The following is a 23187-nucleotide window of genomic DNA, read 5'->3' as shown; positions in this document are numbered from 1 at the left end:
TGTCTCCCCCCTCTGCCTTGTCTCCCCCCTCTGCCTTGTCTCCCCCCTCTGCCTTGTCTCCCCCCTCTGCCTTGTCTCCCTCAGCTTTCTTTCCCCGACTCCCGACTCCCAACTCATGCAGCCACTTGTTTCAATTATTACTATATTCTTGAATGCAGAGGATTATATTGAAGAGGCGATCGCCAGTGCGATCGCTCAGTCATACGATGTTTGGGAACTGTTACTCGTTGATGATGGTTCTACGGATAGCAGTAGCAAAATTGCTCGCGACTATAGCGATCGATATCCCGAAAAAATTCGCTATTTAGAACATCCAGGTCATAAAAATTGCGGCATGAGTGCCTCGCGCAATCTGGGAATTCAACACGCAAGAGGAGATTATATCGCCTTTTTAGATGCGGATGACGTTTATTTACCCGATAAAATTGCCCAACAAGTCGCAATTTTAGAGTCTCATCCTGAAGTTGGCTTGGTTTGTGGCAGAACGAAATGGTGGTACAGCTGGACGGGAAACGAGAGCGATCGCTCGCGAGATTTTCTTCAAAAGTATGCATTACCTTTGAATACTGCGATCTCTCCACCTACCATTCTGATTCTATTTCTAAAAGATGAATGGGCTTCACTTTGCGATGTTATGGTACGTCGCCAAGCTGTTGAAACTGTAAATGGATATGAAACATCTTTTCGCGGTATGTATGAAGACCAAGCCTTTCATGCCAAACTCTGTTTGAAATACCCAACTTTTGTATCGAGCCAATGTTGGTATCTCTATCGCCAGCACTCCCAAGCCTGTACTACTGACTCTCACGTTAGTGGCAAAACTCTAGCAGCGCGACAAATGTTTCTGACGTGGCTAGAAGACTATCTATCTAAGTCAGGATTGCAGCAATCGGAAGTTTGGCGAGTTGTCCAACAGCAACTCTTTCCTTACCGTCATCCCCACCTACATCGACTCTGGTTGAAGTGGCGGTTTGGCATTGTGTGGCGCGGACAAAAAATGTGGAAAAAATTCAAAATAACTAATGAATAAACTATTAATTATTTTTCCATCTGTAGAAAGGGGTGGGGCGGAGGAATACGCTCTAACTATTGCCCGTGATGCTCAGCAACAAGGCTGGCAAGTTCATGCAGCTTTTCCTAAAACACCACAAACAACTTCTCTGGCTCAAGATTTTCAGCAGCATAAAATTAACTATCACTGTTTAGAAATAGCTGAAACTTATACTCGAAAACTCAGAACTTTACGGCAATATTTACCAGATTGCTTGCGGACGCTTTCCTTGTTTTTACAAATTCAACCCGATGCGGTTATCATCGTTCTTCCTTGGATAGACCGCAGTTTAGGTACTATTTTTGCTTGCGCTTATTTAAATGTTCCTACAGTGGTGGTGTTTCAGCTAGTTCCTTGCCAAATTACCTTAAGCCAGTGGCAATTAACACTTTATAATTGGTCGAGAGTTAGAAATCAACAATGGGTAGCTGTTTCCCAATATAGTCAAAAGTTAGTTGGTAAGATATTCCAGATGCCAGTTAGTGAAGTGAAATGTATCTATAATGGAACAAAACTGGAAATGGACAAAAAGCAGAGCCTTCAAGAGATTGTAGCGCTGCGCGATCGCCTCCGGCAAGAATTAGAATTACCGTTAACTAGCCGTTTAGTTTTAACTGTCGGTCGGCTGAACCAACAGAAAGGATACAGCGACCCAATCCCCATTATTCCCGCGATCGCTAAAGAATTTCCTGAAGTCAAGTTTATTTGGGTAGGAGATGGAGAACTGCGATCGCAGTTACAAGCAGAAGTCAAAGCGACAAAAATAGAAGCATCTGTGCTGTTTCTCGGCTATCAAAATGACATACCGCAGTTACTCAAAGCCGCCGATCTCTTTTTATTTCCCAGTCATTATGAAGGATACCCCTTTGCTTTATTAGAAGCAATGGCTTACGGTCTACCAATTGTTGCTTCAAATGCTAATCCTATGCCAGAAATAATTACGGATCGGTTGGAAGGTTTATTATTTCGTAAGGGCGATCGCCACGATCTTTTAGCTAAGCTGCGATGGGCTTTGCAAAATCCCCTTTTAATGCGAGGTATGGCAGAAAATGCCAAACTGCGAGTTCGTGAATTCTCTGCTACTAAAATGAGTTTTGAAACTTTGGATTTAGTGCAAAAAATAATAGTAAAAAATGGGAATCAAAACGTTGCCTGAGATAAAATTTTTTGTTCTAAGCAGCATGGTAAATAACCAAATATCTCAAGAGAAACCATGAATTATTTTAATTATTTACAAACTTTTGCGTTTGATAAAGTGAGAATAATATGCACCATTTAAAGGTGATTTTTCTGCCTTGGTGGTCGAGAAATCCTTATCAGCAGCTTTTAGTAACGCATCTCCAACCATTAGGTATAGACGTAAAAACTTTCAGTGACAATGGGAAATTATTTCTGACTCCAGAGGTTATTCGCTGGCGACCAGATATCGTTCACTTTCACTCACTATACCCATTCTATTTATCATCAAATCCGTTAGCTTTCGCAATCAAGCTCTTAGCATTTTTCAGTCAAATTATATTTTTAAAGCTTGCAGGAGTTAGAATCGTCTGGACAGTTCACGATTTAAAAAATCACGAAAACATGCAAGTGCGTGCAGAGCGAATTTATAGTATTTTTCTCGCTATATTTGCCGATGCTATTATTACCCATTGCGTACAAGCAAAACAAACGGTCATTAAATCATTTCATATCTTCAACAAAAGTAAGGTTTTTGTTGTTTCACATCCCCATTACATCAACTACTATGAAAATAATATAGACCGCGATACAGCACGAAAAAAATTAGGTATAACAGATGCCAATCTAATTTTTCTATTTCTGGGATTGATTCGGGCTTACAAAGGCGTTCCCGAACTCATCAATGCTTTCAAGCAGCTAAAACAAGGTAAAGTTTATTTAGTGATTGCTGGTAAAGCTTCTCAGGAATTAACTCAACAGATTCAGCAACAAGTGCAAGATTGTCATGAAATTAAATTCATTCCGGGTTTTGTCGCTGACGAGCAATTACAAATCTATATGAATGCTTGCGATGCGATCGTACTACCATACCGAGATATCTTAACCTCGGGTTCGGTAATTTTAGCTATGTCCTTCGGTCGTGCGTGTGTTGCTCCCCGTAAAGGCTGTATTAGCGAAGTAGTCGGTGACTTAGGAGGGTTTCTCTACAATCCAGAAGAAACGGACAGTTTGTTGTATGCTATGAAAGATGCAATTCAACATAAGTCTCAGTTGCAACAAATAGGCGATCGCAACCGCCGAGTAGTGGAGCAGTGGAGCTGGGATAGCTTTGCACGCACGACACTACAAATTTATCAGCATCGAGTTCGATCGACATCGAGCTTGCGATCGCCCCTGAATTGAATTTTGTCCATACCAAGCGGTTAGCGAGGAAAGACAAAATGTATGGTTTAACAGAGGTTAACTTGTATAGTTTGCTGAGCAGAACGGCATGAGCCTACGTACTCAAGTCATGCGAGGCGGGACGTTCTTAGTTCTGCGCCAAGCATTAGGTATGATTCTCTCTTTGGGAGGTGTTTTACTACTTACCCGCATTTTAGGTCCGAAAACATACGGGCTGTACTCTGCCACGCTAAATATTTTTGTCTACGTTCAAAGCCTCAGTCAGTTAGGAATTGAGATTTATCTGGTGCGGCAGAAAGATGAAGAAGACATCAAACTTTACCATCAAGCCTTTACCTTGCTGCTCTTACTGGCGCTAGGAGGTACTGGCATATCTCTGATAGGAATACCCTTACTACAAGAGTGGGTACGCTTAGAAGGATTTAGCGATGTGGCTCGCGTCATGTTTCTGGGACTGCCAGTTGTGTTGCTGAGTCAAGTTCCTTTAGCACGACTAGAGCGGCACTTAGATTACAAACACGTCGCTTTGATCGAACTGAACGGTCAGTTCGTTTACTACTTAGTCGCCCTTCCTCTGGCGTTTCAGGGAGCTGGTGTCTGGTCGCCTGCGATTGGATGGTGGACGCAACAAGTTATGACTCTAGGACTACTTTACTGGCGGGCAGATTATCGCCCTCGTTTGCATTGGCAACCAGATGTTATTAAGCAGATGCTGAGCTACAGTGTTGGCTACTCTGCTTCCTCTTGGGTTTGGCAACTGCGTAACCTGGTCAACCCCTTAGTGGTTGGTAGGTATGCAGGTGCGGAAGCAGTGGGATTTGTCGCCTTAGCGATTCGGATTGTGGAAGTCCTGAGTTTTGTCAAAACCGCAACTTGGCGATTGTCGATCGCAGCTTTGGCTCGTCTCCAAGGCGATCGCGTGCGACTCGGTAAAGCAGTGAGCGAAGGTATGAGCCTTCAGATCTTAGCGCTGGGTCCCCTGTTAGTATTCGTTAGTTGGCTCAATCCTTGGCTGATACCGTTGTTGTTCGGTCAGCACTGGTTGCCAGTCATTCAAATCTATCCTTTTATTGCCCTCAGTTACCTCAGCAACGCCGTGTTCAATCTCCATTGTTCCGTGCTTTACGTCTTGCAGCGCAACTGGGAAGTGACCGCTTTCCACTTAGCACACATTATCTTGTTTGCTGGCACGGCGTTGGTTGCAACCTCTCATTTTAATGGTTTCGTCGGCTACGGCTGGGGCGAGGTAGCGGCTTTAGCTAGCTATGCCGTTCTCCATGTTTTTGTCGTGCAACATATTAAAAGTCCTGCCTATCGCTTACCCACAATTTGGTGGCTAGCTTTGGTAGGAGCTTTATTTATTTACCAATTGGGTTGGTGGTCTGCTTTAGGTTTGGTCGCGCTGTTTTGTATGCCTGCTACCTATCGACAGTTGAAATACTACATCGACAGCCTGCGGCAAGCTCAATCGGAGCGTTAACATCACTTGACAAAAATCAGTCATAAGTCAGTCGTCATAAGGCAAATTTATGCGTCCCAAAGTATCAATAATTGTACCCACATATAATAGTGAGGATTATATTGCCAGGGCAATATAATCTGTATTGCAACAGACAGAATCTCAAGTAGAAATTATTGTTGTAGACGATGCTTCTGTTGATGCTACTGTACAAGTGGTACAACAGTATAAATGCGATCGCCTTCAATTACTGGTAAATGACTGCAATCAGGGACCTAGCTACAGCCGCAATCGCGGTATTGCCGCAGCTAGGGGAGAATGGATAGCTTTGTTAGATTCTGATGATTGGTTTGCCCCTGAAAGAATTGAAAAGTTGCTACAAGTCGCTCTAGCAGAAGATGCAGATGTAGTAGCCGATGACTTATATCTCATTGCCAATCGAGCCAAGCAGCCGTGGGGAACGAGATTTTCTGCTCCGCTAGGATTTGGTTGGCGACGACCTAAGTTTCAAGGAGTTACGCAAATCGATGCAATAGATTTTATTGAAATGGATTTGGGTGTAGTCAAACCCATATTTAAACGTAGTTTTCTCGTTCATCATAATTTAAGTTTCGATGACAATCTACGCTATGGAGAAGACTTTCAATTTTATTTGAAAGCTCTCATTTGTGGGGCAAAGTTTATCATCGACTCTCAGCCATATTATTTTTATTGCTCTCGTCCTGGCTCTCTGATTACCGATTATCTAACATGTCAGCAGCAAATGTACGCGGATGTCGATCGCTTTCTTCAAGCCGATGCAGTTCACAAAAACTTTGCCCTCACACGTTCTTTAACAAGAAGATATGAAATCGTTGGAACTCATTTAAGTATTAGTTTAGCTTACAACCAATTAAAAGCCGTGTTTAAAAGCGAAAAACTGTTCGCCGCGCTCGCCAAAATTATTACCAATCCTCAAATCATTGTCCTGTCGGTTTTACATATCATCAGAAACTTAATACAGCGAGCGGCTCCGCTGTGGGTTGCTCTATCTCGCCAATCAAAAAAAATTAGTTTAAATCGCATATAGAGCGAGTCTTTAGTAACAGTTTTACTAACTATGCGATCGCTATCTGATTTAAAAAAAATAACTTAAAAAGTTAAATCTTTCAGAATGAAACTTTTACTTGGTGCGGAAAAGATATTTACAGTTATATCGTTGCTGACTCTTACGGGAGCTTGGTTTCCACGCCTGTATGAAATCATCAGTGGAGAATCACTGATCGTACTCACATCTGAGGGAGTTGTAGCACTACAAATTCCTTTCTACTCGATTTATATCACGACATTTGCACTCATATTGCTTCGATGGAGAAAAATTATACAAGCGCTGGTAAAAGGCAAGCTTTTATTATTGTTAGTCGCGATCGCAATCGTTTCAATTTTATGGTCAGATGCACCTGCAATCACGCTGCGACGAAGTTTAGCCGTTTCAGGTGCGACTTCATTCGGGATCTATTTCGCTACACGATATAGCCACAAAGAGCAATTGCATCTCTTAGCTTGGACTTTTGGAATAGCAGTTCTATCCAGTATATTATTTACCATAGCGTTACCAGCTTACGCAATTGTTCCTGACCCAAATAGCACAGCTTTAGGATCGGTTTTGCAAGGGGTATATATCCACAAAAATGTTTTCGGTCGGATGATGACTTTAAGCACGATTGTCTTAGCGATCGTGGCTTTTAGTGATTCAAAATCTCGATATTTAGCCTGGATTACCTTGAGCCTTGCAGTCAGTCAAGTGTTACTTTCATTTTCTACTAGCTCTTGGATTATCCTAGCAATTGTTATAGCACTATTTCCCCTATATCGGGCTTTACGATGGAACTTTTCTTGGATGCTGCTACTATATATTGCCGTGGTACTATTCTGCGGTGGCTTAGCTGTTTTAATTACAAGCAATTTGGATCTTGTATTAAATAGTTTGGGTAAAGATTTAACTTTAACTGGTCGCACCAAAGTTTGGTCAGCTGTCATCGACAAAATTGGCGAACGTCCTTGGTTAGGTTATGGATATAGCGCTTTTTGGCGAGGTAATGAAGGAGCATCTGCTTATGTTCGGCTAGCCAGTGGATGGAAAGTAGCCTTCTCTCATAACGGCTTATTAGATCTATGGCTCGATCTAGGATTGATTGGAGTTTCAGTTTACTTAATCGGTTTTTTTAAAGCTTATACGCAAGCAATAACGTGGATGCGCTGGTCTAAAACATCTTATGGGTTATGGCACTTAATCTTGTTGACATTCATATTTTTAACTAATTTTTCTGAAAGCACAATTTTGAAGTCAAATGATATTTTCTGGGTGTTGTATACGGCGACATACTTTTCACTCTCACAAAGCTCAATAGATGCTTAGCTTAGCTTCAATCTTTTGCCTAATTTTCAGCTATTAACTACTTGGAGCAAAAATGAATGACCTCTAGCCTAGCAGTTTTTATCCCGAGTCTCGATGGTGGCGGAGCTGAAAGAGTTATGCTCAACCTCGCTGATGGTTTTGCCGCTCAAGGTGTAAACGTTAGTTTAGTTTTAGTTAAGGCAGAGGGACCATATCTGTCGCAAGTATCTTCAAAGGTGGAATTAGTCACTTTAGGAAGTCGGCAGAAGTTACTGCTCAGCTTTCCCGATTTGATAAATTATCTGCGGCGGGAGCAACCTGTCGCAATGTTATGCGGACAAGAGGATGCTAATATCGTCGCACTCTGGGCAAAGCAACTGATGAAAGTATCGACTCAAATGGTCGCGATCGTCCACAATCATCTCTCGCGCGATGCTCAAACTTCTACTCTACTCAAAAGACAATTGACACCTCATCTGGTGCGTTGGTTCTATCCTTGGGCGGATAAAATTGTCGCCGTGTCTCAGGGAGTGGCTGAGGATCTCGTAGATATTGGTTTGCCGAAAGATAAAATTAAGGCAATTTACAACCCTGTCGTAACTCCAGAACTGCACGTTCGGGCAAGAGAAAAGATATCTCATCCTTGGTTTGCGCCAGACCAACCTCCAGTGATTATGGGTGCGGGAAGGTTAGAGAATCAGAAGGATTTTTCGACTTTGATCCGTGCTGTTGCTAAGTTACAGCAACAGCGTCCCGTGCGGTTGATGATTTTGGGCGAAGGGACAAAACGACCTGAATTAGAGGCTTTAATCGGAGAACTCGGTTTAACAGACAGCGTTGCCATGCCGGGATTCGTGAGTAATCCATACGCTTATATGGCAAGAGCAAGTGTTTTTGTCCTCTCATCGATTTGGGAGGGTTTTGGTAACGTGCTAGTAGAAGCGATCGCAGTTGGAACTCCGGTAGTTTCTACTGATTGCAAGAGTGGTCCGGCAGAAATTTTAGAAAATGGCAAGTATGGCAAATTAGTCGCCGTAGGAGATGTTACTGGGATGGCTGAGGCGATCGCCCAGACGCTAGATTATCCGCCAGCGCCTACTGAATTACAGCGTCGAGCCGAGCGATTTTCCACAGCAAAAGTTTTAGCAGAGTATCGCCAGATTTTACAAATTACCGAGTAGAAAAGTCAAAAGTTAAAAGTTAAAAGTCAAAAATTACTTGGCATATGGAAAATATTGCTGAAAAAAAAATTAATGTTCTGATGGTGGGAGATAGCTTATCTAAGCAGGGAGGAATTGTAACTTTAGAAAAGCATATGTTGAAACACGCTCCTGCTCACGTGCAAATTCAACATATTGGCACGGCAGTTGATGGTTCGGCAATCCAAAAAGCTTTTGGGTTCGCGATCGCCCTGGTTCGGGTTATCTTGGTGCTATTGACGAAAAAAGTGGACATCGTTCACGCGCATGTAGCCGAAAGAGGCAGTGCTTATCGCAAATCAATCGTGACTTTAATTGCGAAATTCTTGTTTCGCAAACCCGTAATTTTACATTCTAATAGTCCTGAGTTTCATGAATTTTATCAGGGGTTATCGTTGAATGTCAGACAAGGATTGCTGTGGGCATTTAGTCAGTGCGATCGCTTCATTGCTGTTTCCGAAAGTTGGCGTAATTTCTACGTGGATAAATTTGGTTTACAACCAGAACAAGTCTTGGTACTGGCTAATCCGATTGAATTGCCAACTCAAGTCCCTCACCGAGAGCGATCGAACCAAACTAATCTTGTTTTCTTAGGACGCATCGGACAGCGTAAAGGCACTTTCGATCTGATTCGCGCTTTTGCCATATTACCTGAACCGATAAGAAACCAAGCAAATTTAATCTTGGCAGGAGATGGAGAGGTTGACAAAGCCCGCGATTTAGTTGCGAGTTATAGTTTAAAGATTAGTAATATTGGCGATCGCATTACTATATATGATTGGCTCAATCCACAGCAACGAGATGCTTTATTAACTCAAGCGCATGTGTTTATCTTGCCTACTTACAATGAAGGATTACCCTTAGCTTTGCTCGAAGCAATAGGGTGGGGATTACCCGTCATCACAACGCCAGTAGGGGGAATTCCCGATTTGATTGTCTCGGGGAAAAATGGTTTATTAGTCCAACCTGGAGATATTCAGCAACTTTCCACTGCCATTGAATCGCTCATTCAGAACGAAAATTTGAGACTTTCCTTGGGTAGTGCGGCACGGGAAAGCGTCACACCTTTGGATGTCAAAACTTATTTTAATTTCCTGTTGCAAATCTACGATTTAGTATTAGATTTTCAGGAAAATCAGTAGTCAGAAGTTAAAAGTCAAAAGTTAAAATGTATAGAGTTAATATAGCAAGCCAAATTGATTTGTGAACGGTTCCCGTGTAGAGACGTTACATGTAACGTCTCTACACGAGCAATCAATTTCACGATTCATCCAGGATTGTTATAGTAGCAAGCAGTGCGATCGCACTGAGAATGTCAGTTAAAAGTGTAACAGCTTACATACCAGAAAGTAGGTAGCAGCAATAATTGGTATAAGAAAACTTATCAACCAATTTTAAAGAAAAAATTAAATAACTGTGTCTGTCCGAAAAGTAGGTTTATAACCTCGCTGTTTCCAACCTAGTTTTTTTCGGTAAAACCAATGAATCATCGGCAAATCACAAGACGGCTAGCAATTGCTCTAGGGTTAAGTACCTTTGCAGGTGTAAGCGTATCACCACTGCTGAAACTTGAAAATTTAAGCCAACAGGCTGAAGCAGTAGAAAGTGGAACGCAAGATTTCACGGTTGTCGGCAATGCAAGTTTACGCGAGCGAGCAGCAGCCAAAAGATTTCTTTTTGGAGCAGCAACGGGATACTATAAACTAACCAACGATGCAGCGCTGAATGCGAAATTTAGCCAAGATTGTGCCATTTTAATGGCAGAAGAAGATTTGTTATGGGGTGCGCTTCGTCCAGATGCAGACACTTTTGCCTTTACTAAAGGTGATTGGCTAATTGATTACGCTCGCCAACACAAAATGTTAGTTGGTGCTACTCATTTAGTATGGCATGAATATATGCCTCAGTGGTTGGAAGAAAAGCTGAATAAGCAAAATGCCGAACAGATACTACTTCAACATATTAATAAAGTCGTGACACGCTATGCTAACAAAATTCATTTTTGGTCTGTAGTGAACGAAGCAATTTTAACTTCCGATAAACGACCGGATGGATTAAGAAAAACGCCGTGGTTAGAATTTTTAGGACCCGATTATATTGAGATGGCGTTTCGTGCTGCTGCTGCCGCAGATCCGCAAGCTTTGTTGCTATACAATGACAACGCTTTGGAATACGATATTCCCTATCACGACGAAAGACGAGCGGCAGTATTAAAATGGTTAGAAAGATTGAAATCTAAAGATACTCCTATACACGGTTTAGGTTTACAATCTCATATAGGCAAACTAGATAATTTTAGCCCCAAAAAACTGAAAACTTTTTTGCGTGATGTTGCTAGTCTGGGTTTAAAGATCGTTATCACTGAAATGGATGTTGGAGATGCAGGAATGCCGACAGATATTAAGGTACGCGATCGCATGGTTGCCGAAGTTTACAAACAGTTTCTCTCGGTAGTCTTGGAGGAACCAGCGGTTTTGGGCGCAATTACTTGGGGATTGAGCGATAAGTATACCTGGCTTTCTAATTATGCACCTAGAGAAGATGGCACGCCAGTACGCTCGCTACCGTATGATGCTGAAATGAATCGTAAGTTAGCTTGGAATGGCATTGCTCTTGCTTTCGAGCAGCTTAAACAGCGTCGTAAATCTTCTAAACTTTGGCTTGCATGGAGAAGACTTCAAACACAAGTTTAAAAGTGAGAGTTGTTTTACTAATTCTTGATGTCTACGCCGCAGAAGATCCCCCCAAACCCCCTTAAAAAGGGGGGCTTTGTTTCCCTGGTTATTAAGGAAAGCATTGTTTTTTATCTCATTAAGGAAAGCATTATTTTCCCCCCTTAATAAGGGGGACTAGGGGGGATCGCATCTCTGCCATAACAAACAGAATTATTGTTTTCCCCTCACTAAGGAAAGCATTATTTCCCTCTCATTAAGGGGGGCTATAGCAATCCTATTTGATTCATGAACGTGGAGTAGGCTTCTAGCCTGCCGCAGGCTAGAAGCCTGCTTTACAAATCATTTAGAACTGCTATAGGGGAGATCGCATCTTTGCCATAACAAACAGAATTAGTGTTAGTGGCTAGCAATGAGTGGCAAGCCTTTTCCATCTAAAACTCGCGACGAGAGAACACAATAATCGCGATCGCCAACATTAATACTGTATAAACCACACCATAGATAGCATTAGTTATTAGCGTCATCGCATCGGGTAAGGCAGAAAAACCATAAACAGCTTGATTTTTTAAATCTAGTCGCGATAGATCGGGTAACACAAGATATAAATTTCTCACTAATTGTTCGATCGCGGGATTTTTGCTCAAGCGTCCAAACTCTAATAAATCTTGACTCAAATTTCCCATCAAATAAATACCAAAACAGAGTAAGGTAGCCAGTACTGTACTGGTAAATACTCCTAAAACTAACGCGATCGCAGTTATTAAAGATAACTGCAAAAATAAATAAACTACTGCTAAAAGTACGCTATCTAATGGATAAGCTAGTTGATTTAATTGTAGCAAAGCGAGAAAAATAGCTGTCATGGCTATTAGCAAAGCACCTAAAACAGCTGCCAGTCCTAAATGCTTACCTGTAATAAACTCGCTATGACTGATAGGTTTAGCAATTAATACCAATACGGTACGTTTTTCAATTTCTTTATTCACCAATCCCGTACCGACAAACACCGCGACAATTAAACCCAAAACATTCATCGCCGCCAAACCGAAATCCAGAATAATTTTATCCTCAGCCCCCCCTGCAATCTGAGGAATCAGCATTACCGCCCCGCTCAAGAGCAAAGCATATAGAGCGATGATATAAAGAATGCGATCGCGCACCACTTCCCGAAACACATTCGAGCCAATTGTAAACACCCTAGTTGGATTCATAATGTTAGTTATTTAGTGGCTAGTGGCTAGTGGCTAGTGGCTAGAAAAGATTAGTCACCAGTCACTAGCCACTCCTTGATTGTGGTTGGTGGCTAGTGGCTAGAAAAGATTAGTCACCAGTCACTAGCCACTCCTTAATTGTGGTTGGTGGCTAGTGGCTAGAAAAGATTAGTCACCAGTCACTAGCCACTCCTTGATTGTGGTTGGTGGCTAGAAAAGATTTAATTACTAGTCACTAGTCACCAGTCACTAGCCACTCCTTTACTGTTTTAACTGTTGTAATTGCTAATGCCCAGAGGATAGAAGCTTCAGTTACAATTACAATCTAAGACGGCACGCCAAGAGGGGACGACTGTGAGTAGGAACGGTATCGGAATAAAAACGGCGCAGGTGCGATCGCAGCGGGTTGTCGGTCAGATTCACGTTTACGATGGCGCGGGCAAAGGTAAGTCTCAAGCGGCTTTAGGCGTGGTTTTGCGCTCGATTGGCTTGGGAATTCACAGCCGCAACGATACCCGCGTCTTGCTGCTACGGTTTCTTAAGGGACCAGGACGGGCTTACGATGAAGATGGGGCAATTAAGGCTCTACAACAAGGTTTTCCTCATTTAATCGACCAAGTACGGACGGGACGAGCCGAATTTTTTGGTCCTGATGAAATTACTCGTTTCGATCGCCTAGAAGCGCAGCGGGGTTGGGATATTGCGAAAGGGGCGATCGCTTCTGGTTTATATTCCGTGATTGTTTTAGACGAACTCAATCCGGTGTTAGATTTAGGTTTGCTACCTGTGGACGAAGTGGTCAGCGTTCTCTCCTCCAAGCTAGAAGAAATCGAAATTATCGCCACCGGACGCGGTGCGCCCCAGAAACTACTAGATATTGCCGATTTACATTCAGAAATGCGCCCGCACCATCACCCTACAGCTGAGATGCAGGGAATTGCTGGAATTGAAATCTATACGGGGGCGGGTAAAGGTAAGTCTACCAGCGCCCTTGGTAAGGCACTGCAAGCGATTGGCAGAGGAATTAGTCAGGATAATTCCCACCGCGTTCTGATTATGCAGTGGCTCAAAGGTGGTAGCGGCTACACTGAGGATGCCGCGATCGCGGCTTTACAACAAACTTATCCGAATTTGGTTGACCATCAGCGCTGCGGACGCGATGCGATCGTCTGGCGCGGACAACAGCAAGAACTCGACTATGTAGAAGCCGAACGGGGTTGGGAAATTGCTAGAGTGGCGATCGCTTCTGGTTTGTACAAAACTATTATCCTCGACGAGCTGAACCCGACTGTAGATTTAGAATTGTTGCCAATTGAGCCAATTATGCAAGCGCTACTGCGCAAGCCCCGCGACACGGAGATTATCATCACTGGGCGCTGTCACAATCCCCCCGCTTATTTCGACTTGGCTGAAGTTCACTCCGAGGTATACTGTCACAAGCACTATGCTAATAGTGGAGTAGAACTCAAAAGCGGCGTTGATTTTTAATTGTAGAGACGTTAAGTGCTAAGCCTCTACAAAATACCCATAAAAATTCATGGAAAACACTCAAACATTAGATCTGATTACTGGTGGCATTGCGATCGCGATCCTAATTGGCGGTTATTTGATGATGTTTACTGATATTTTTACTAGGAAAAAAAAGTAGTTTATTCAGTTGAAAGTACTGCTGTAACTTAGTTTGAGCGCTAGCTCTCGTAACAATTTTCTATTTTTACGAGTTGTTTAGTGTTGACTAAACAACCTAAATGCTATACTGTTATTATTGCTAATCGCAAGAAAATATTATGACTTAAGAACTGAAAGCGACAAAACAAGCTAAAGGTAAACTGAGTCATTATTGGCAGGTTATCTAAAAATTGCGCGAATTTCCTAGCCTTTAGCTGCAAAGCACAAAAACAAGGCAAGTTTTATGTATTATCAAGCAGGAATACCTGATATATAGCTATTTTTTCTGAAACGCTTTATAGGATTTACTCTGATGGCTATAATTGGTCATTAGTCATGAGCGACTGATAACTAGTGACGATAGTAGCTGTTGCTTCAGTTGCCGCGATCGCAGCGAACAAATTTAGAGTATTTCTGTCTAAAGTTATAGCTGGCACTGAACGTAGGTTTTAAATCTTTTCTCGTCGATTTCAGCTTCTCTTCTGGTAACTGCTAGTTTTCTTTTGGAACGCAGTTATAAGGGTTTAGTAGTGCCATATTCTTATATAGCAGTTCTAAATGATTGGTAAAGTAGGCTTCCAGCCTGCGGCAGGCTAGAAGCCTGCTCCGCTCATGAATCAAATAGGATTGCTATATGGTGAAATCTGCACAGACATAAATATTTATTGCGCCTATTTTTTCGGACTTGAGTTAAGCCTGAAAATATCGGGTGTTTGAATCAGTTTTAGTTCGTAGTGGGCGCTGCCCACACGACTAGTTCTGGTGTCTCAATCAGTTTTAGTTTGTAGTTGGCGATGCCCTACAAGCTACTGATAAATGATTGACCAATTACCATTTACCATAAGATGAAAAGTTATGCTGACCCGCAGAAACTTCATCGAACAAGCAATTATTACTCCAATTCAAGCTGTAGCAGCCGCCAAAGTTTTTAGTTTATTTCCAATTAATTACAAACCAAAAGTTATCATTATTGGTGCTGGGTTATCAGGACTCGCAGCAGGATATCTTTTATCTCACAAAGGTATCGATTTAACTGTTTTAGAAGCACGTTCTCGCCTGGGCGGGCGCGTTTATTCTCAGACGATTGATGAAAATGAAAATTTAGCAGTGGAACTGGGTGCAGAGTGGATTGGTGCTTCTCATCAGCGAGTCATTTCTCTTTGTCAAGAATTAGGATTGGAATTGCACAATAATCAGTTCAATACCCATTTGTTATATCAAGGTAAATATTTTCGTCAAAATGAATGGGATTTTTCCGATGCTTGCAATAATAAATTAGATAATTTGCTACAGGCTTACTCAAATCTAAGTGAAGCCAATAAGATGAAATTGGATAAGATTGACTTGTGGCGTTATTTAGTTGACAACGGTATTAAAGATAAAGACTTAGACTTTATCGAATTAATTAAAAGTACAGATTTTGGTGAAAGTATTCGTTTTGCTTCTGCTTTTCTTGCTTTAGATGAATATGTTGAATCGCAAGAAACCTATCATATGGACTATAAAATTAAAGGAGGTAATAGTAAGCTAGCCAAAACTTTAGCCGAGAAAATTGGACGAGATAAGATTCTACTCAATCGTCAAGTTGTAGCAATTGAACAAACGGGGCGATCGGTAATAATTACTTGTGCTAATGGAGACAAACTCGCTGCTGATAAAGTTATTTGTACTTTGCCGACAACGGTAATGAAAGATATTCGCTGGAATCCAGTTTTACCAGCAGATAAATTAGAGGCGATCGACGCATTACAATATAGTCGGATCAATAAATATGCCACTTTGTACAATCGTAGATTTTGGCAGGATGAAAGCTTCGATCTGATCACTGATGGACCCGCTCATTACTTCTACCACGCTACTAAAAATCAAGTTTCTACCAAAGGTGCATTAGTCTCTTATACGATTGGTGATAAAGCTGATATTTTTGCTAGGCAATCCAATGCGGGGAGAAATGCGTTAGTTGAAAGTGCGTTAAAACCAATTTTTGGCGATACAGAACAGTATGCTTTAAAGCAGATCAATCATTATTGGGGAAATGATGAATTTGCAAGAGGAAGCTATGCTTTTTACGGCAAAAATCAGTGGTTTAATATTCGTCCTATTTTGCAAAGAAAGTTTAAACACGTTCACTTTGCAGGGGAACATATAGCTGATTGGCAGGGATATATGGAAGGAGCAATTGAGACGGGTGAAGCCGCCGCTGCTGCTATTTTGGGGTAAAAATCTTCCTAAATTCAGCGTTAGTTAATGGTTCTATCGTTGCCATTAACTAACCTCTATTACCCTTAACCAAATCGGTTGATGGGGAGCTAGGAAAGGCATCGATCCGCAACAACAAAACTCTTTTGATATTTAATCGCCTAACCCCAATCTATCTAACAAAAACGCATAATCAAAAGCCGTTTCCTTCAAGCTTTCATAACGCCCAGACGCACCTCCATGTCCTGCACCCATATTTGTTTTGAGTAAGAGAACATTATTATCTGTCTTGAGTTCTCTTAACTTTGCCGTCCATTTCGCTGGTTCCCAATATTGCACGCGAGAATCATTCAAACCTGCATTAATTAGTAAATCTGGATACTCTTTCGCCTCCACGTTGTCATAAGGAGAATAAGATTTGATGTAATCGTAATAAACTTTGTCGTTGGGATTTCCCCATTCATCCCACTCGATCGTAGTTAGTGGTAAAGAAGTATCGAGGATAGTTGTCACAACATCGACAAACGGCACGTCAGCAATAACTGCTTTAAATAAATCAGGACGCAGATTTACAACTGCACCCATTAATAAACCACCCGCACTACCACCAGAAATAGCTAAGCGATCGCTATTCGTCCAACCTTGAGAAATCAAATACTCCGCACATGCAATAAAATCCGTAAATGTATTTTTCTTGTGCAAAAACTTACCATTCTCATACCATTTTCGACCCATTTCGCTGCCACCACGAATGTGTGCGATCGCAAATACTACACCGCGATCGAGTAGCGACAAGCGATTAGAAGAAAATGCAGCGGGATAGGAATAACCGTAAGAACCATATCCAGTTAAAAACAAAGGATTTTCCCCATTTTTTTGGATTCCCTTTTTATAAACAATTGAAATTGGTACTTGCACGCCATCTTCCGCTGTTGCCATCAGCCATTCACTTTGATATAGAGTGCGATCGTAGCCTCCTAGCACTGGGGTTTCTTTTTTCAACTCCCGTTGTTGAGTTTCCATATCAAAATCGAACACGGAATTAGGAGTAATTAAAGAAGTGTAATTGAAGCGTAAAGTTTTGGTATTAAATTCTGGATTATTCCCTTCATAAACGGCATAAGTTGGTTCTGGAAAAGTCATTTCATATTCCTCCCCCGTAGCGAATTTTTGGACTCGTACCGTTGGCAATCCTCTTTGGCGTTCGTAAATGACTAAATGGTTGCTAAAAGCACTCACACCCAATAAAAATACATCTTCTCGATGGGGAATTACCGTTTCCCAATTCTCTTTTCTTGGGGAGCTAACGGGAGCTTTCATCAATTTAAAATTGATTGCCTCGTCATTAGTTGTAATATAAAAATTATCGCTGTGATGCTCGATATCATACTCCATCCCATCTGTACGCGGATGGATGAGTTGAAAATCACCTGTAGGATTATTTGCTGCTAGATAATGCACTTCCGAGGTAATCATGCTGCCTAATTCTAGTAGGATATAAGCTTGAGAGCGCGTTTTCCCTACAGATAAATGGAAGGCTTCGTCAGTTTCTTCATAAACTAAAATATCTTCAGCGATCGGTACATCTAATGAATGTCGCCAAAGTTGAAACGGACGGTTAGCATCATCGACTTTAGTGTAAAAAACTGTACGGTTATCATTTCCCCAAGCAAAAGAATAGTAAGTATCTTCTATGCTTTGCTCGTAAAGCTTTGATGTGTTTAAATCTAAAAAATACATTGTGTATCTTTCAGCACCACTGGTATCAACTGAGTAAGCTAATAGCTGATGATTGGGACTGACTTGCAACACACCAATATTGAAAAACTCGTGTCCTTCTGCAAGTTGATTTTGATCTAGCAAAATTTCTTCAGCAGCATCCAGACCACCTTTTTTGCGACAATAAATTGGATATGCCTTTCCTGCCTCGGTACGAGAATAATAATAATATTCATCTTTGCGATAAGGGACAGATAGATCGGTTTCCTGAATGCGATCCAACATCTCTTTATACAGTTTTTCTTGCAGAACTTCCGTATGCTGCATCATTGTTTGAGTATAAAAATTTTCTGCTTCCAGATAAGCAATAACGTCAGAATTTTCCTTTTCTCTGAGCCAATAATAGTTATCTACTCGTTCGTCGTTATGTAAAATCAGCGACTGCGGCTTTTTTGCAGCAATGGGTGGAGTTAACTTGTTTTGTGGAAGACGATCCTGACTCATAATTTGTAATTGTTGAAATTTGTGATTTTTGGCACTAAAGATGATTTGATAAATCTCCTTTGAAAAGGAGGACTTTGAGATACTTTTTAAAAAGAAGGACTTTTGTATCGCTTCAAGACGGAATCAGCGAAAGTATCTTTGAGGCGATCGATCGCCACGAAACGTAAATCGCGCATTTGATAAATTAACTTGACATCTTTTTGCTTAAAATTCAAAAATTCTAGCCCTTGTTCTTGACCGCTCATCAAAAAATCATTAATTGCTACGCGGTAGTTCTTGTCTTTTTCAAGGGGTTCGCCATTCACCATCCAAGTACCAATATCAGCTTTTTTACTCACATTTGCTGTTTGTAAGAAGCCTCCCGTTCCTCTGTTAGCTTGTCCTTGTTCTAATACTTTTTCTAACAAACTTCCCTTCATTTCTACAGCTAAGACTTTACCTCCAAATGGGAGAACTCGAATAATATCGTATTGAGTAATTCTTCCTGGGGGAATGAAATCGTCAATCCGAATTGACCCACTATTAAATATAGCTAAATCTGCTTGATAAACCTCTCGCAACATAGCTTGAGCGATTAATGCCGTCAGATTAGTGGCGCGATTGCGGACGCTAGATTCTAAACCATCTAAAGCAATATTTGTAGTTGCGATCGCCTCTTCTGGAGCAAAGCCCTCTGCCCTAAATCCCTGATAGGCTTTTTCTATCCATGCGTTGACTACTTTCACCACGCGAGGATCTTCAGGAATTGCCTCTGTAACTGACTGTAATTGAGAATCTACAACTAATTTTTTTGTCTCAATATCGTAGCGCAAATTGTGAATGTAGACGCTACGCGCATTTGCGTCGGCTTTAAATAAAGGTGTAAAATCTTCCCCACGCCATTGTTGAATATTTTCATGTTCGTGTCCCCCTAAAATCAAATCGATTTCTGGAACTTCTGCGGCGAGTTTTTGGTCTTGAGCCAGGTTTAAATGAGTTAAAGCAATAATAAGATCGACTTGACCTTTAAGTGCTGCAACTTGAGTCCGCGCTGCTTGAATTGGCTCGGCATAGCTGACATACTTTTGTTTATTACTATCTATCGTCAATCCAATTAGACCGACTCTAATGATTGTACCGCGATCGCTTTCTACATTTAATATTTGCGATTCTGCTACACCAGGGAAAGATTTACCTCGATTATCCCTGACATTACTAGATATCCACTTAAATTGAGATTCTTTTAGGCGTTGTAAAAACTCGGATTTGGCTAAATCGAATTCATGGTTCCCAAAGGTAGCGTAGTCGAAACCAACAGCATTCATCACCGCTACCATTTGTTGACCAGCCAAAGGTTTACCATTCACCTTCGCAGTCCCCAAAGCCGAGGGGCTAAAAGCGTCTCCAGCTAGTACGGTGTAGGTACGAGGATTTCGGCTCAGTAATTCTTGTCGCAAAGTTGTAACTCGCGCTAATCCACCTCGTTTTCCCCCTTCCACTGGGGCGATTTCATAAACATCGTTCAGATGTAGCAAAGTAATCTCTACAACCTCAGCCAACGCAGGGCTAGCGATACATAAAGCTACAACTTGCAGCACCAAACCCCACGCGACAGAGAACGATTTCATCTTCGGTTACATATTTAACGCCAAGCGTCTTTGTAACACAATCATCACTAAATTGGTAAGCAAACAGCTGCTAGCAAGTCCTAGTAGGATGTATGTAGGAGCCATCACCACCCCAATTGATAGCCAAGTTGTGACGTGCAGGATCATAATAAAGGCAAAAAAGCCAGCGACTCCTGCTGCTTGCCAAACCCGCGCTTGAGGGTGGCGCAGTGCCGTGAAAATCATCGTCGCCATAGTCGCAACTAAAGTTGCTGGAACCAAAAAGGCACAGATACTAACGCAGTGGGTGCGCGAAAACTCCGCCATGACATGTAAATCCAACATTAGTTCTCCCGATCGCGTTGCCAAATATTACAACAGTTACCACCCCAGACTCTAGTAACTTTAAACTTTTTGAAACAATATGAGGGAGACAAGGGAGACAAGAGAGACAAGGGAGACAAGGGGGCTGAGGGGGATACTGATAACTGATAACTGATAACTGATAATGCGATCGCTCGTTTTTGACATTATTAAGCGCTGGATTCAACGCAAGTTTCCGACTGTGAAGTGGTTGAAGACTCGACAGTTGGCAGGGTGGTTGCGCGATCGCACTCAGCCGCAGCCGCTTTTACTCGATGCCCGCACTGAGGCAGAATATCAGGTTAGCCACCTTTCACAAGCCCAGCGCATCGATCCGCATCATCCTAACTTAGAGGATATTGCTGTGGATAAAGATGTACCTGTGGTCGTATATTGCTCTATAGGCTATCGCAGCGCCAGAATTGCCCAGCAACTCGAACTGTCAGAATTTACAAATGTTTACAACCTCGAAGGCAGCATATTTCAATGGGTAAATGAAGGCAACCCAGTCTTTCAAGGCGATCGCCCCACCATTCGAGTTCATCCTTACAATGCGAATTGGGGCAGATTGTTAAAGGCTAAATATCGTAGTGAGTGGTAATGGGTAGTTGGTAATTGGTAATTGGTAATTGGTAATTGGTGAGAGGCAAGTAGCAAGACGTATAGTTTTGACTTTTGACTTTTGACTTTTGACTTCTTATCCTAGTCCTTTTTCAGTACAGACAGCATGTAACGGAATATCCCAAGGATCTGTGGGAAGTTGGGGTAGATAGGCAAATTCAAATACGATCCCGATGGTAGGTTTCGATCGCCACTCAGGAGAAGATAGGAGGCGATCGTAGTAACCGCCACCGTAGCCTAAGCGATAGCCGCGATAGTCACAAGCAACTGCTGGAACGAGGATGAAATCGACTGCTGAGGGTGATATGGTGGGGGCTGTGGAGAGGGGTTCGCAAATCCCATACGCCCCAACTTGAATTTCATCCCCAGGTTGCCAAATGTGCCAAGCTAAATTTTCGCCGACACAGCGCGGTAAGCCCCAGTTGTAATGATTATGGTGAAATAAGGAATTTAGATCGGGTTCTTGACGACAACTGAAATAAGCCAGGATGGTTTTGCCTGGGGTAAATAAGGGTGAAGCGAGCAGATGGGAGACAATTCGATCGCTTTTTTCGCGCCATTCTTGCTGAGATAATGATTTACGTTTTTGAAGTAGCGATCGCCTCAGTTCCACCTTATCCATGATTACAAAACTCCGCGATCGCTTCAGCCTTAAGTTTTTCTAATGGAAAGCTATTGGGATAGGTCGAAAACATTAGCATAATACCTTGGAGCGTTGAAGAAAAATAAAGCGATCGCTGTCGTGGTTCTGCGACTCCAAGCCGAACAAACATTTCCGTCTGAATTTCAAATTGCCTTGCTTGCTCGTCCATTAACTTCTGGCTATATTTTGCTACCACTGGATCGAGGCGCGGTTGGGTAAATAAATTTAGGTAAAATCGGAAGACTTCCGGTTGACGGCTGACATCTTCGAGCGCACCTTCAACAATATGCTGAATTTGTTCGGCAGGGGTTGTTTTGGCTACAGCCGCATTCATCACCACTAAAACATCGTTGATTCGGAGATCGACTAGCGCCGCTAGCAAATCTTCTTTGCCTTTGAAGTAGTGATAGAGCAGCCCTTTTGAGATCTGAGCTTGCTTGGCAACATCATCAATTGACGTAGAATAGTAGCCCTTCTCACAGAACAGAGTCATGGCTGTTTTAAGAATCTGTTCTGTGGTGGCGCGACGGATGCGTTCGTTTTCTGTTGGAGTGCGTGGCATTAATATTAATATTGTGACTCGCTCAGGAATTGAGTGATGAGACGATACACCTCTTGCGGATGTGTCAGCGTGGGTATATGGTCTGCGCCTTCAATTTGAGCAAAGCGAATGTCGGGAACTCGTTTGAAAAATTCAGCGATGCGGTAGCAGTCTTCACTCTCTTGAGTACCGATGATGAATAGCGTTTTGGATTTTAGCTCATTTAGCCGTTCGATCGCGGGTGGTTGTGTCCAAACTTGGTCGAAGTTTTTCCATTCAAACGCTCTTAAAACATTGTGATGTTTTATTTGGTAAAAGCGATCGCGCTGCGGGCTGTTCATGACAACATGGACGGCATACACTGGAGAGTTCAAAGTCACTTCGAGCATTTTCTCTACATCTGGAACTGCTGCCCAAATTGCTTGGACATAGCGATCGAATTCTGGTGAGAATTGAAAACCCGTCAACCCAGGAGCGACAAGCACGAGTTTGGTGACTCGTTCTGGATTGTCTAGAGTAAAATCGGTGGCAATTTGTCCGCCAATCGAATGACCTACTAAAACTGCTTTGTCGATTTCCAAAGAGTCTAATAGCCGTCTGAAATCCTCAACATGATTTACAGGTTCGAGCCGTGGCGATGACTTGCCAGTACCGCGTTGGTCGTAAGTAATGACTTGATGAGTTTGAGTCAACTGTGGGGCGATAAACTGCCAGTCACGCGAATCGACTCCGCCACTATGCAGCAGGACGACCGGATCGCCCTTTCCTTGAATTTCGTAATGCAAATCCATTTTGACCTCCTATGCCTCCGTGCTGGCAGATGAGAGCGCTGTTTTTGCTTATTGTTGCGATACTACTAGCTTACTTTAGACTGAACAATCAGTCAATATAAAACGAAGTCGGTAATATTCGCACATAGCGATCGCCCTCTATCGCAGGATTGCATCCAACAATTATCAGTTATGGCAATTACTCAATTGAATGAGGTATACGTATTTGTAGGGGCGCAC

At 42.2% G+C, this 23187-nt stretch carries 19 protein-coding genes; 12 read left to right on the top strand and 7 right to left on the bottom strand.

Annotated features, from left to right (window positions below; translation table 11 throughout):
- Positions 1 to 115: 115 nt before the first annotated feature.
- The 9 genes from DSM107010_RS16110 (at position 116) to DSM107010_RS16070 (ending at position 11140) form a co-directional block, all read left to right on the top strand.
- A complete protein-coding gene (locus tag DSM107010_RS16110) occupies positions 116 to 1030 on the top strand; it encodes a glycosyltransferase family 2 protein (protein ID WP_106167621.1) in 915 nt (304 codons plus the stop codon).
- A complete protein-coding gene (locus tag DSM107010_RS16105; RefSeq protein WP_106167620.1) occupies positions 1023 to 2207 on the top strand; it encodes a glycosyltransferase family 4 protein in 1185 nt (394 codons plus the stop codon). Before DSM107010_RS16110 ends, DSM107010_RS16105 begins: the two co-directional genes overlap by 8 nt.
- 110 nt (positions 2208 to 2317) lie before the next feature.
- Positions 2318 to 3412 (top strand): glycosyltransferase family 4 protein, encoded by a 1095-nt coding sequence (locus tag DSM107010_RS16100; protein WP_106167619.1) that lies wholly within the window; start codon positions 2318 to 2320, stop codon positions 3410 to 3412.
- 88 nt (positions 3413 to 3500) lie between these two features.
- A complete protein-coding gene (locus DSM107010_RS16095; protein WP_106167618.1) occupies positions 3501 to 4892 on the top strand; it encodes an oligosaccharide flippase family protein in 1392 nt (463 codons plus the stop codon).
- 124 nt (positions 4893 to 5016) lie between these two features.
- Positions 5017 to 5940, top strand: a complete 924-nt coding sequence (locus tag DSM107010_RS16090; RefSeq protein WP_106167617.1) for a glycosyltransferase family 2 protein — start codon at positions 5017 to 5019, stop codon at positions 5938 to 5940.
- Between the two features lie 84 nt (positions 5941 to 6024).
- Positions 6025 to 7269, top strand: a complete 1245-nt coding sequence (locus DSM107010_RS16085) for an O-antigen ligase family protein (RefSeq protein WP_106167616.1) — start codon at positions 6025 to 6027, stop codon at positions 7267 to 7269.
- A 56-nt stretch (positions 7270 to 7325) separates the two neighbouring features.
- On the top strand, positions 7326 to 8429 hold the full coding sequence (locus tag DSM107010_RS16080) for a glycosyltransferase (protein ID WP_106167615.1): 1104 nt from the start codon (positions 7326 to 7328) through the stop codon (positions 8427 to 8429).
- Between the two features lie 44 nt (positions 8430 to 8473).
- The gene (locus tag DSM107010_RS16075; RefSeq protein WP_106167614.1) at positions 8474 to 9589 is read left to right on the top strand and encodes a glycosyltransferase family 4 protein; all 1116 of its coding nucleotides are present in this window, start codon (positions 8474 to 8476) and stop codon (positions 9587 to 9589) included.
- 339 nt (positions 9590 to 9928) lie between these two features.
- The gene (locus DSM107010_RS16070) at positions 9929 to 11140 is read left to right on the top strand and encodes an endo-1,4-beta-xylanase (RefSeq protein WP_106167613.1); all 1212 of its coding nucleotides are present in this window, start codon (positions 9929 to 9931) and stop codon (positions 11138 to 11140) included.
- Positions 11141 to 11553: 413 nt separating this feature from the next.
- Here the strand turns inward: DSM107010_RS16070 and DSM107010_RS16065 are convergent, their stop codons facing one another.
- Positions 11554 to 12333, bottom strand: a complete 780-nt coding sequence (locus tag DSM107010_RS16065) for an ABC transporter permease (RefSeq protein WP_106167612.1) — start codon at positions 12331 to 12333, stop codon at positions 11554 to 11556.
- Between the two features lie 354 nt (positions 12334 to 12687).
- Here DSM107010_RS16065 and DSM107010_RS16060 point away from each other — a divergent pair, with 354 nt between their 5' ends.
- Both DSM107010_RS16060 and DSM107010_RS16055 read left to right on the top strand, forming a co-directional pair.
- Positions 12688 to 13821: a cob(I)yrinic acid a,c-diamide adenosyltransferase gene (locus tag DSM107010_RS16060; RefSeq protein ID WP_015154426.1), complete on the top strand. Its 1134-nt coding sequence runs from the start codon at positions 12688 to 12690 to the stop codon at positions 13819 to 13821.
- A 1035-nt stretch (positions 13822 to 14856) separates the two neighbouring features.
- The gene (locus DSM107010_RS16055) at positions 14857 to 16221 is read left to right on the top strand and encodes a flavin monoamine oxidase family protein (RefSeq protein ID WP_127023358.1); all 1365 of its coding nucleotides are present in this window, start codon (positions 14857 to 14859) and stop codon (positions 16219 to 16221) included.
- Between the two features lie 132 nt (positions 16222 to 16353).
- Here the strand turns inward: DSM107010_RS16055 and DSM107010_RS16050 are convergent, their stop codons facing one another.
- The 3 genes from DSM107010_RS16050 to DSM107010_RS16040 all read right to left on the bottom strand — a co-directional run bounded on the left by DSM107010_RS16050 (position 16354) and on the right by DSM107010_RS16040 (position 20354).
- Positions 16354 to 18423 (bottom strand): S9 family peptidase, encoded by a 2070-nt coding sequence (locus DSM107010_RS16050; RefSeq protein WP_127023355.1) that lies wholly within the window; start codon positions 18421 to 18423, stop codon positions 16354 to 16356.
- Positions 18424 to 18509: 86 nt separating this feature from the next.
- A complete protein-coding gene (locus DSM107010_RS16045; protein WP_106168829.1) occupies positions 18510 to 20030 on the bottom strand; it encodes a bifunctional metallophosphatase/5'-nucleotidase in 1521 nt (506 codons plus the stop codon).
- A gap of 6 nt (positions 20031 to 20036) precedes the next feature.
- Positions 20037 to 20354: a hypothetical protein gene (locus DSM107010_RS16040; protein WP_106168828.1), complete on the bottom strand. Its 318-nt coding sequence runs from the start codon at positions 20352 to 20354 to the stop codon at positions 20037 to 20039.
- A gap of 163 nt (positions 20355 to 20517) precedes the next feature.
- On the opposite strand from DSM107010_RS16040, the gene DSM107010_RS16035 reads away from it, so the two are divergent.
- Positions 20518 to 20973: a rhodanese-like domain-containing protein gene (locus DSM107010_RS16035; protein WP_106168827.1), complete on the top strand. Its 456-nt coding sequence runs from the start codon at positions 20518 to 20520 to the stop codon at positions 20971 to 20973.
- Positions 20974 to 21069: 96 nt separating this feature from the next.
- Here the strand turns inward: DSM107010_RS16035 and DSM107010_RS16030 are convergent, their stop codons facing one another.
- From DSM107010_RS16030 to DSM107010_RS16020, 3 genes are read right to left on the bottom strand one after another with little or no spacing between them, the layout of a single operon-like run.
- The gene (locus DSM107010_RS16030; RefSeq protein WP_106168826.1) at positions 21070 to 21615 is read right to left on the bottom strand and encodes a 5-formyltetrahydrofolate cyclo-ligase; all 546 of its coding nucleotides are present in this window, start codon (positions 21613 to 21615) and stop codon (positions 21070 to 21072) included.
- On the bottom strand, positions 21608 to 22198 hold the full coding sequence (locus DSM107010_RS16025; RefSeq protein ID WP_106168825.1) for a TetR/AcrR family transcriptional regulator: 591 nt from the start codon (positions 22196 to 22198) through the stop codon (positions 21608 to 21610). Before DSM107010_RS16025 ends, DSM107010_RS16030 begins: the two co-directional genes overlap by 8 nt.
- A gap of 5 nt (positions 22199 to 22203) precedes the next feature.
- A complete protein-coding gene (locus DSM107010_RS16020; protein ID WP_106168824.1) occupies positions 22204 to 22968 on the bottom strand; it encodes an alpha/beta fold hydrolase in 765 nt (254 codons plus the stop codon).
- Positions 22969 to 23187 lie beyond the last annotated feature (219 nt).

Source organism: Chroococcidiopsis cubana SAG 39.79, from assembly GCF_003991895.1.
GTDB classification, from domain to species: domain Bacteria; phylum Cyanobacteriota; class Cyanobacteriia; order Cyanobacteriales; family Chroococcidiopsidaceae; genus Chroococcidiopsis; species Chroococcidiopsis thermalis.
Note: the sequence above shows the minus strand (reverse complement) of the source record. Positions and strands in the feature narration are given on the sequence as shown.

Excerpts from the sequence above, each read along its gene's own strand:
- DSM107010_RS16110 (WP_106167621.1), top strand. The coding sequence starts at position 116 with ATGCAGCCACTTGTTTCAATTATTACTATATTCTTGAATGCAGAGGAT.
- DSM107010_RS16105 (WP_106167620.1), top strand. The coding sequence starts at position 1,023 with ATGAATAAACTATTAATTATTTTTCCATCTGTAGAAAGGGGTGGGGCG.
- DSM107010_RS16100 (WP_106167619.1), top strand. The coding sequence starts at position 2,318 with ATGCACCATTTAAAGGTGATTTTTCTGCCTTGGTGGTCGAGAAATCCT.
- DSM107010_RS16095 (WP_106167618.1), top strand. The coding sequence starts at position 3,501 with ATGAGCCTACGTACTCAAGTCATGCGAGGCGGGACGTTCTTAGTTCTG.
- DSM107010_RS16085 (WP_106167616.1), top strand. The coding sequence starts at position 6,025 with ATGAAACTTTTACTTGGTGCGGAAAAGATATTTACAGTTATATCGTTG.
- DSM107010_RS16080 (WP_106167615.1), top strand. The coding sequence starts at position 7,326 with ATGACCTCTAGCCTAGCAGTTTTTATCCCGAGTCTCGATGGTGGCGGA.
- DSM107010_RS16075 (WP_106167614.1), top strand. The coding sequence starts at position 8,474 with ATGGAAAATATTGCTGAAAAAAAAATTAATGTTCTGATGGTGGGAGAT.
- DSM107010_RS16070 (WP_106167613.1), top strand. The coding sequence starts at position 9,929 with ATGAATCATCGGCAAATCACAAGACGGCTAGCAATTGCTCTAGGGTTA.
- DSM107010_RS16065 (WP_106167612.1), bottom strand. The coding sequence starts at position 12,333 with ATGAATCCAACTAGGGTGTTTACAATTGGCTCGAATGTGTTTCGGGAA.
- DSM107010_RS16055 (WP_127023358.1), top strand. The coding sequence starts at position 14,857 with ATGCTGACCCGCAGAAACTTCATCGAACAAGCAATTATTACTCCAATT.
- DSM107010_RS16050 (WP_127023355.1), bottom strand. The coding sequence starts at position 18,423 with ATGAGTCAGGATCGTCTTCCACAAAACAAGTTAACTCCACCCATTGCT.
- DSM107010_RS16045 (WP_106168829.1), bottom strand. The coding sequence starts at position 20,030 with ATGAAATCGTTCTCTGTCGCGTGGGGTTTGGTGCTGCAAGTTGTAGCT.
- DSM107010_RS16040 (WP_106168828.1), bottom strand. The coding sequence starts at position 20,354 with ATGTTGGATTTACATGTCATGGCGGAGTTTTCGCGCACCCACTGCGTT.
- DSM107010_RS16035 (WP_106168827.1), top strand. The coding sequence starts at position 20,518 with ATGCGATCGCTCGTTTTTGACATTATTAAGCGCTGGATTCAACGCAAG.
- DSM107010_RS16030 (WP_106168826.1), bottom strand. The coding sequence starts at position 21,615 with ATGGATAAGGTGGAACTGAGGCGATCGCTACTTCAAAAACGTAAATCA.
- DSM107010_RS16025 (WP_106168825.1), bottom strand. The coding sequence starts at position 22,198 with ATGCCACGCACTCCAACAGAAAACGAACGCATCCGTCGCGCCACCACA.
- DSM107010_RS16020 (WP_106168824.1), bottom strand. The coding sequence starts at position 22,968 with ATGGATTTGCATTACGAAATTCAAGGAAAGGGCGATCCGGTCGTCCTG.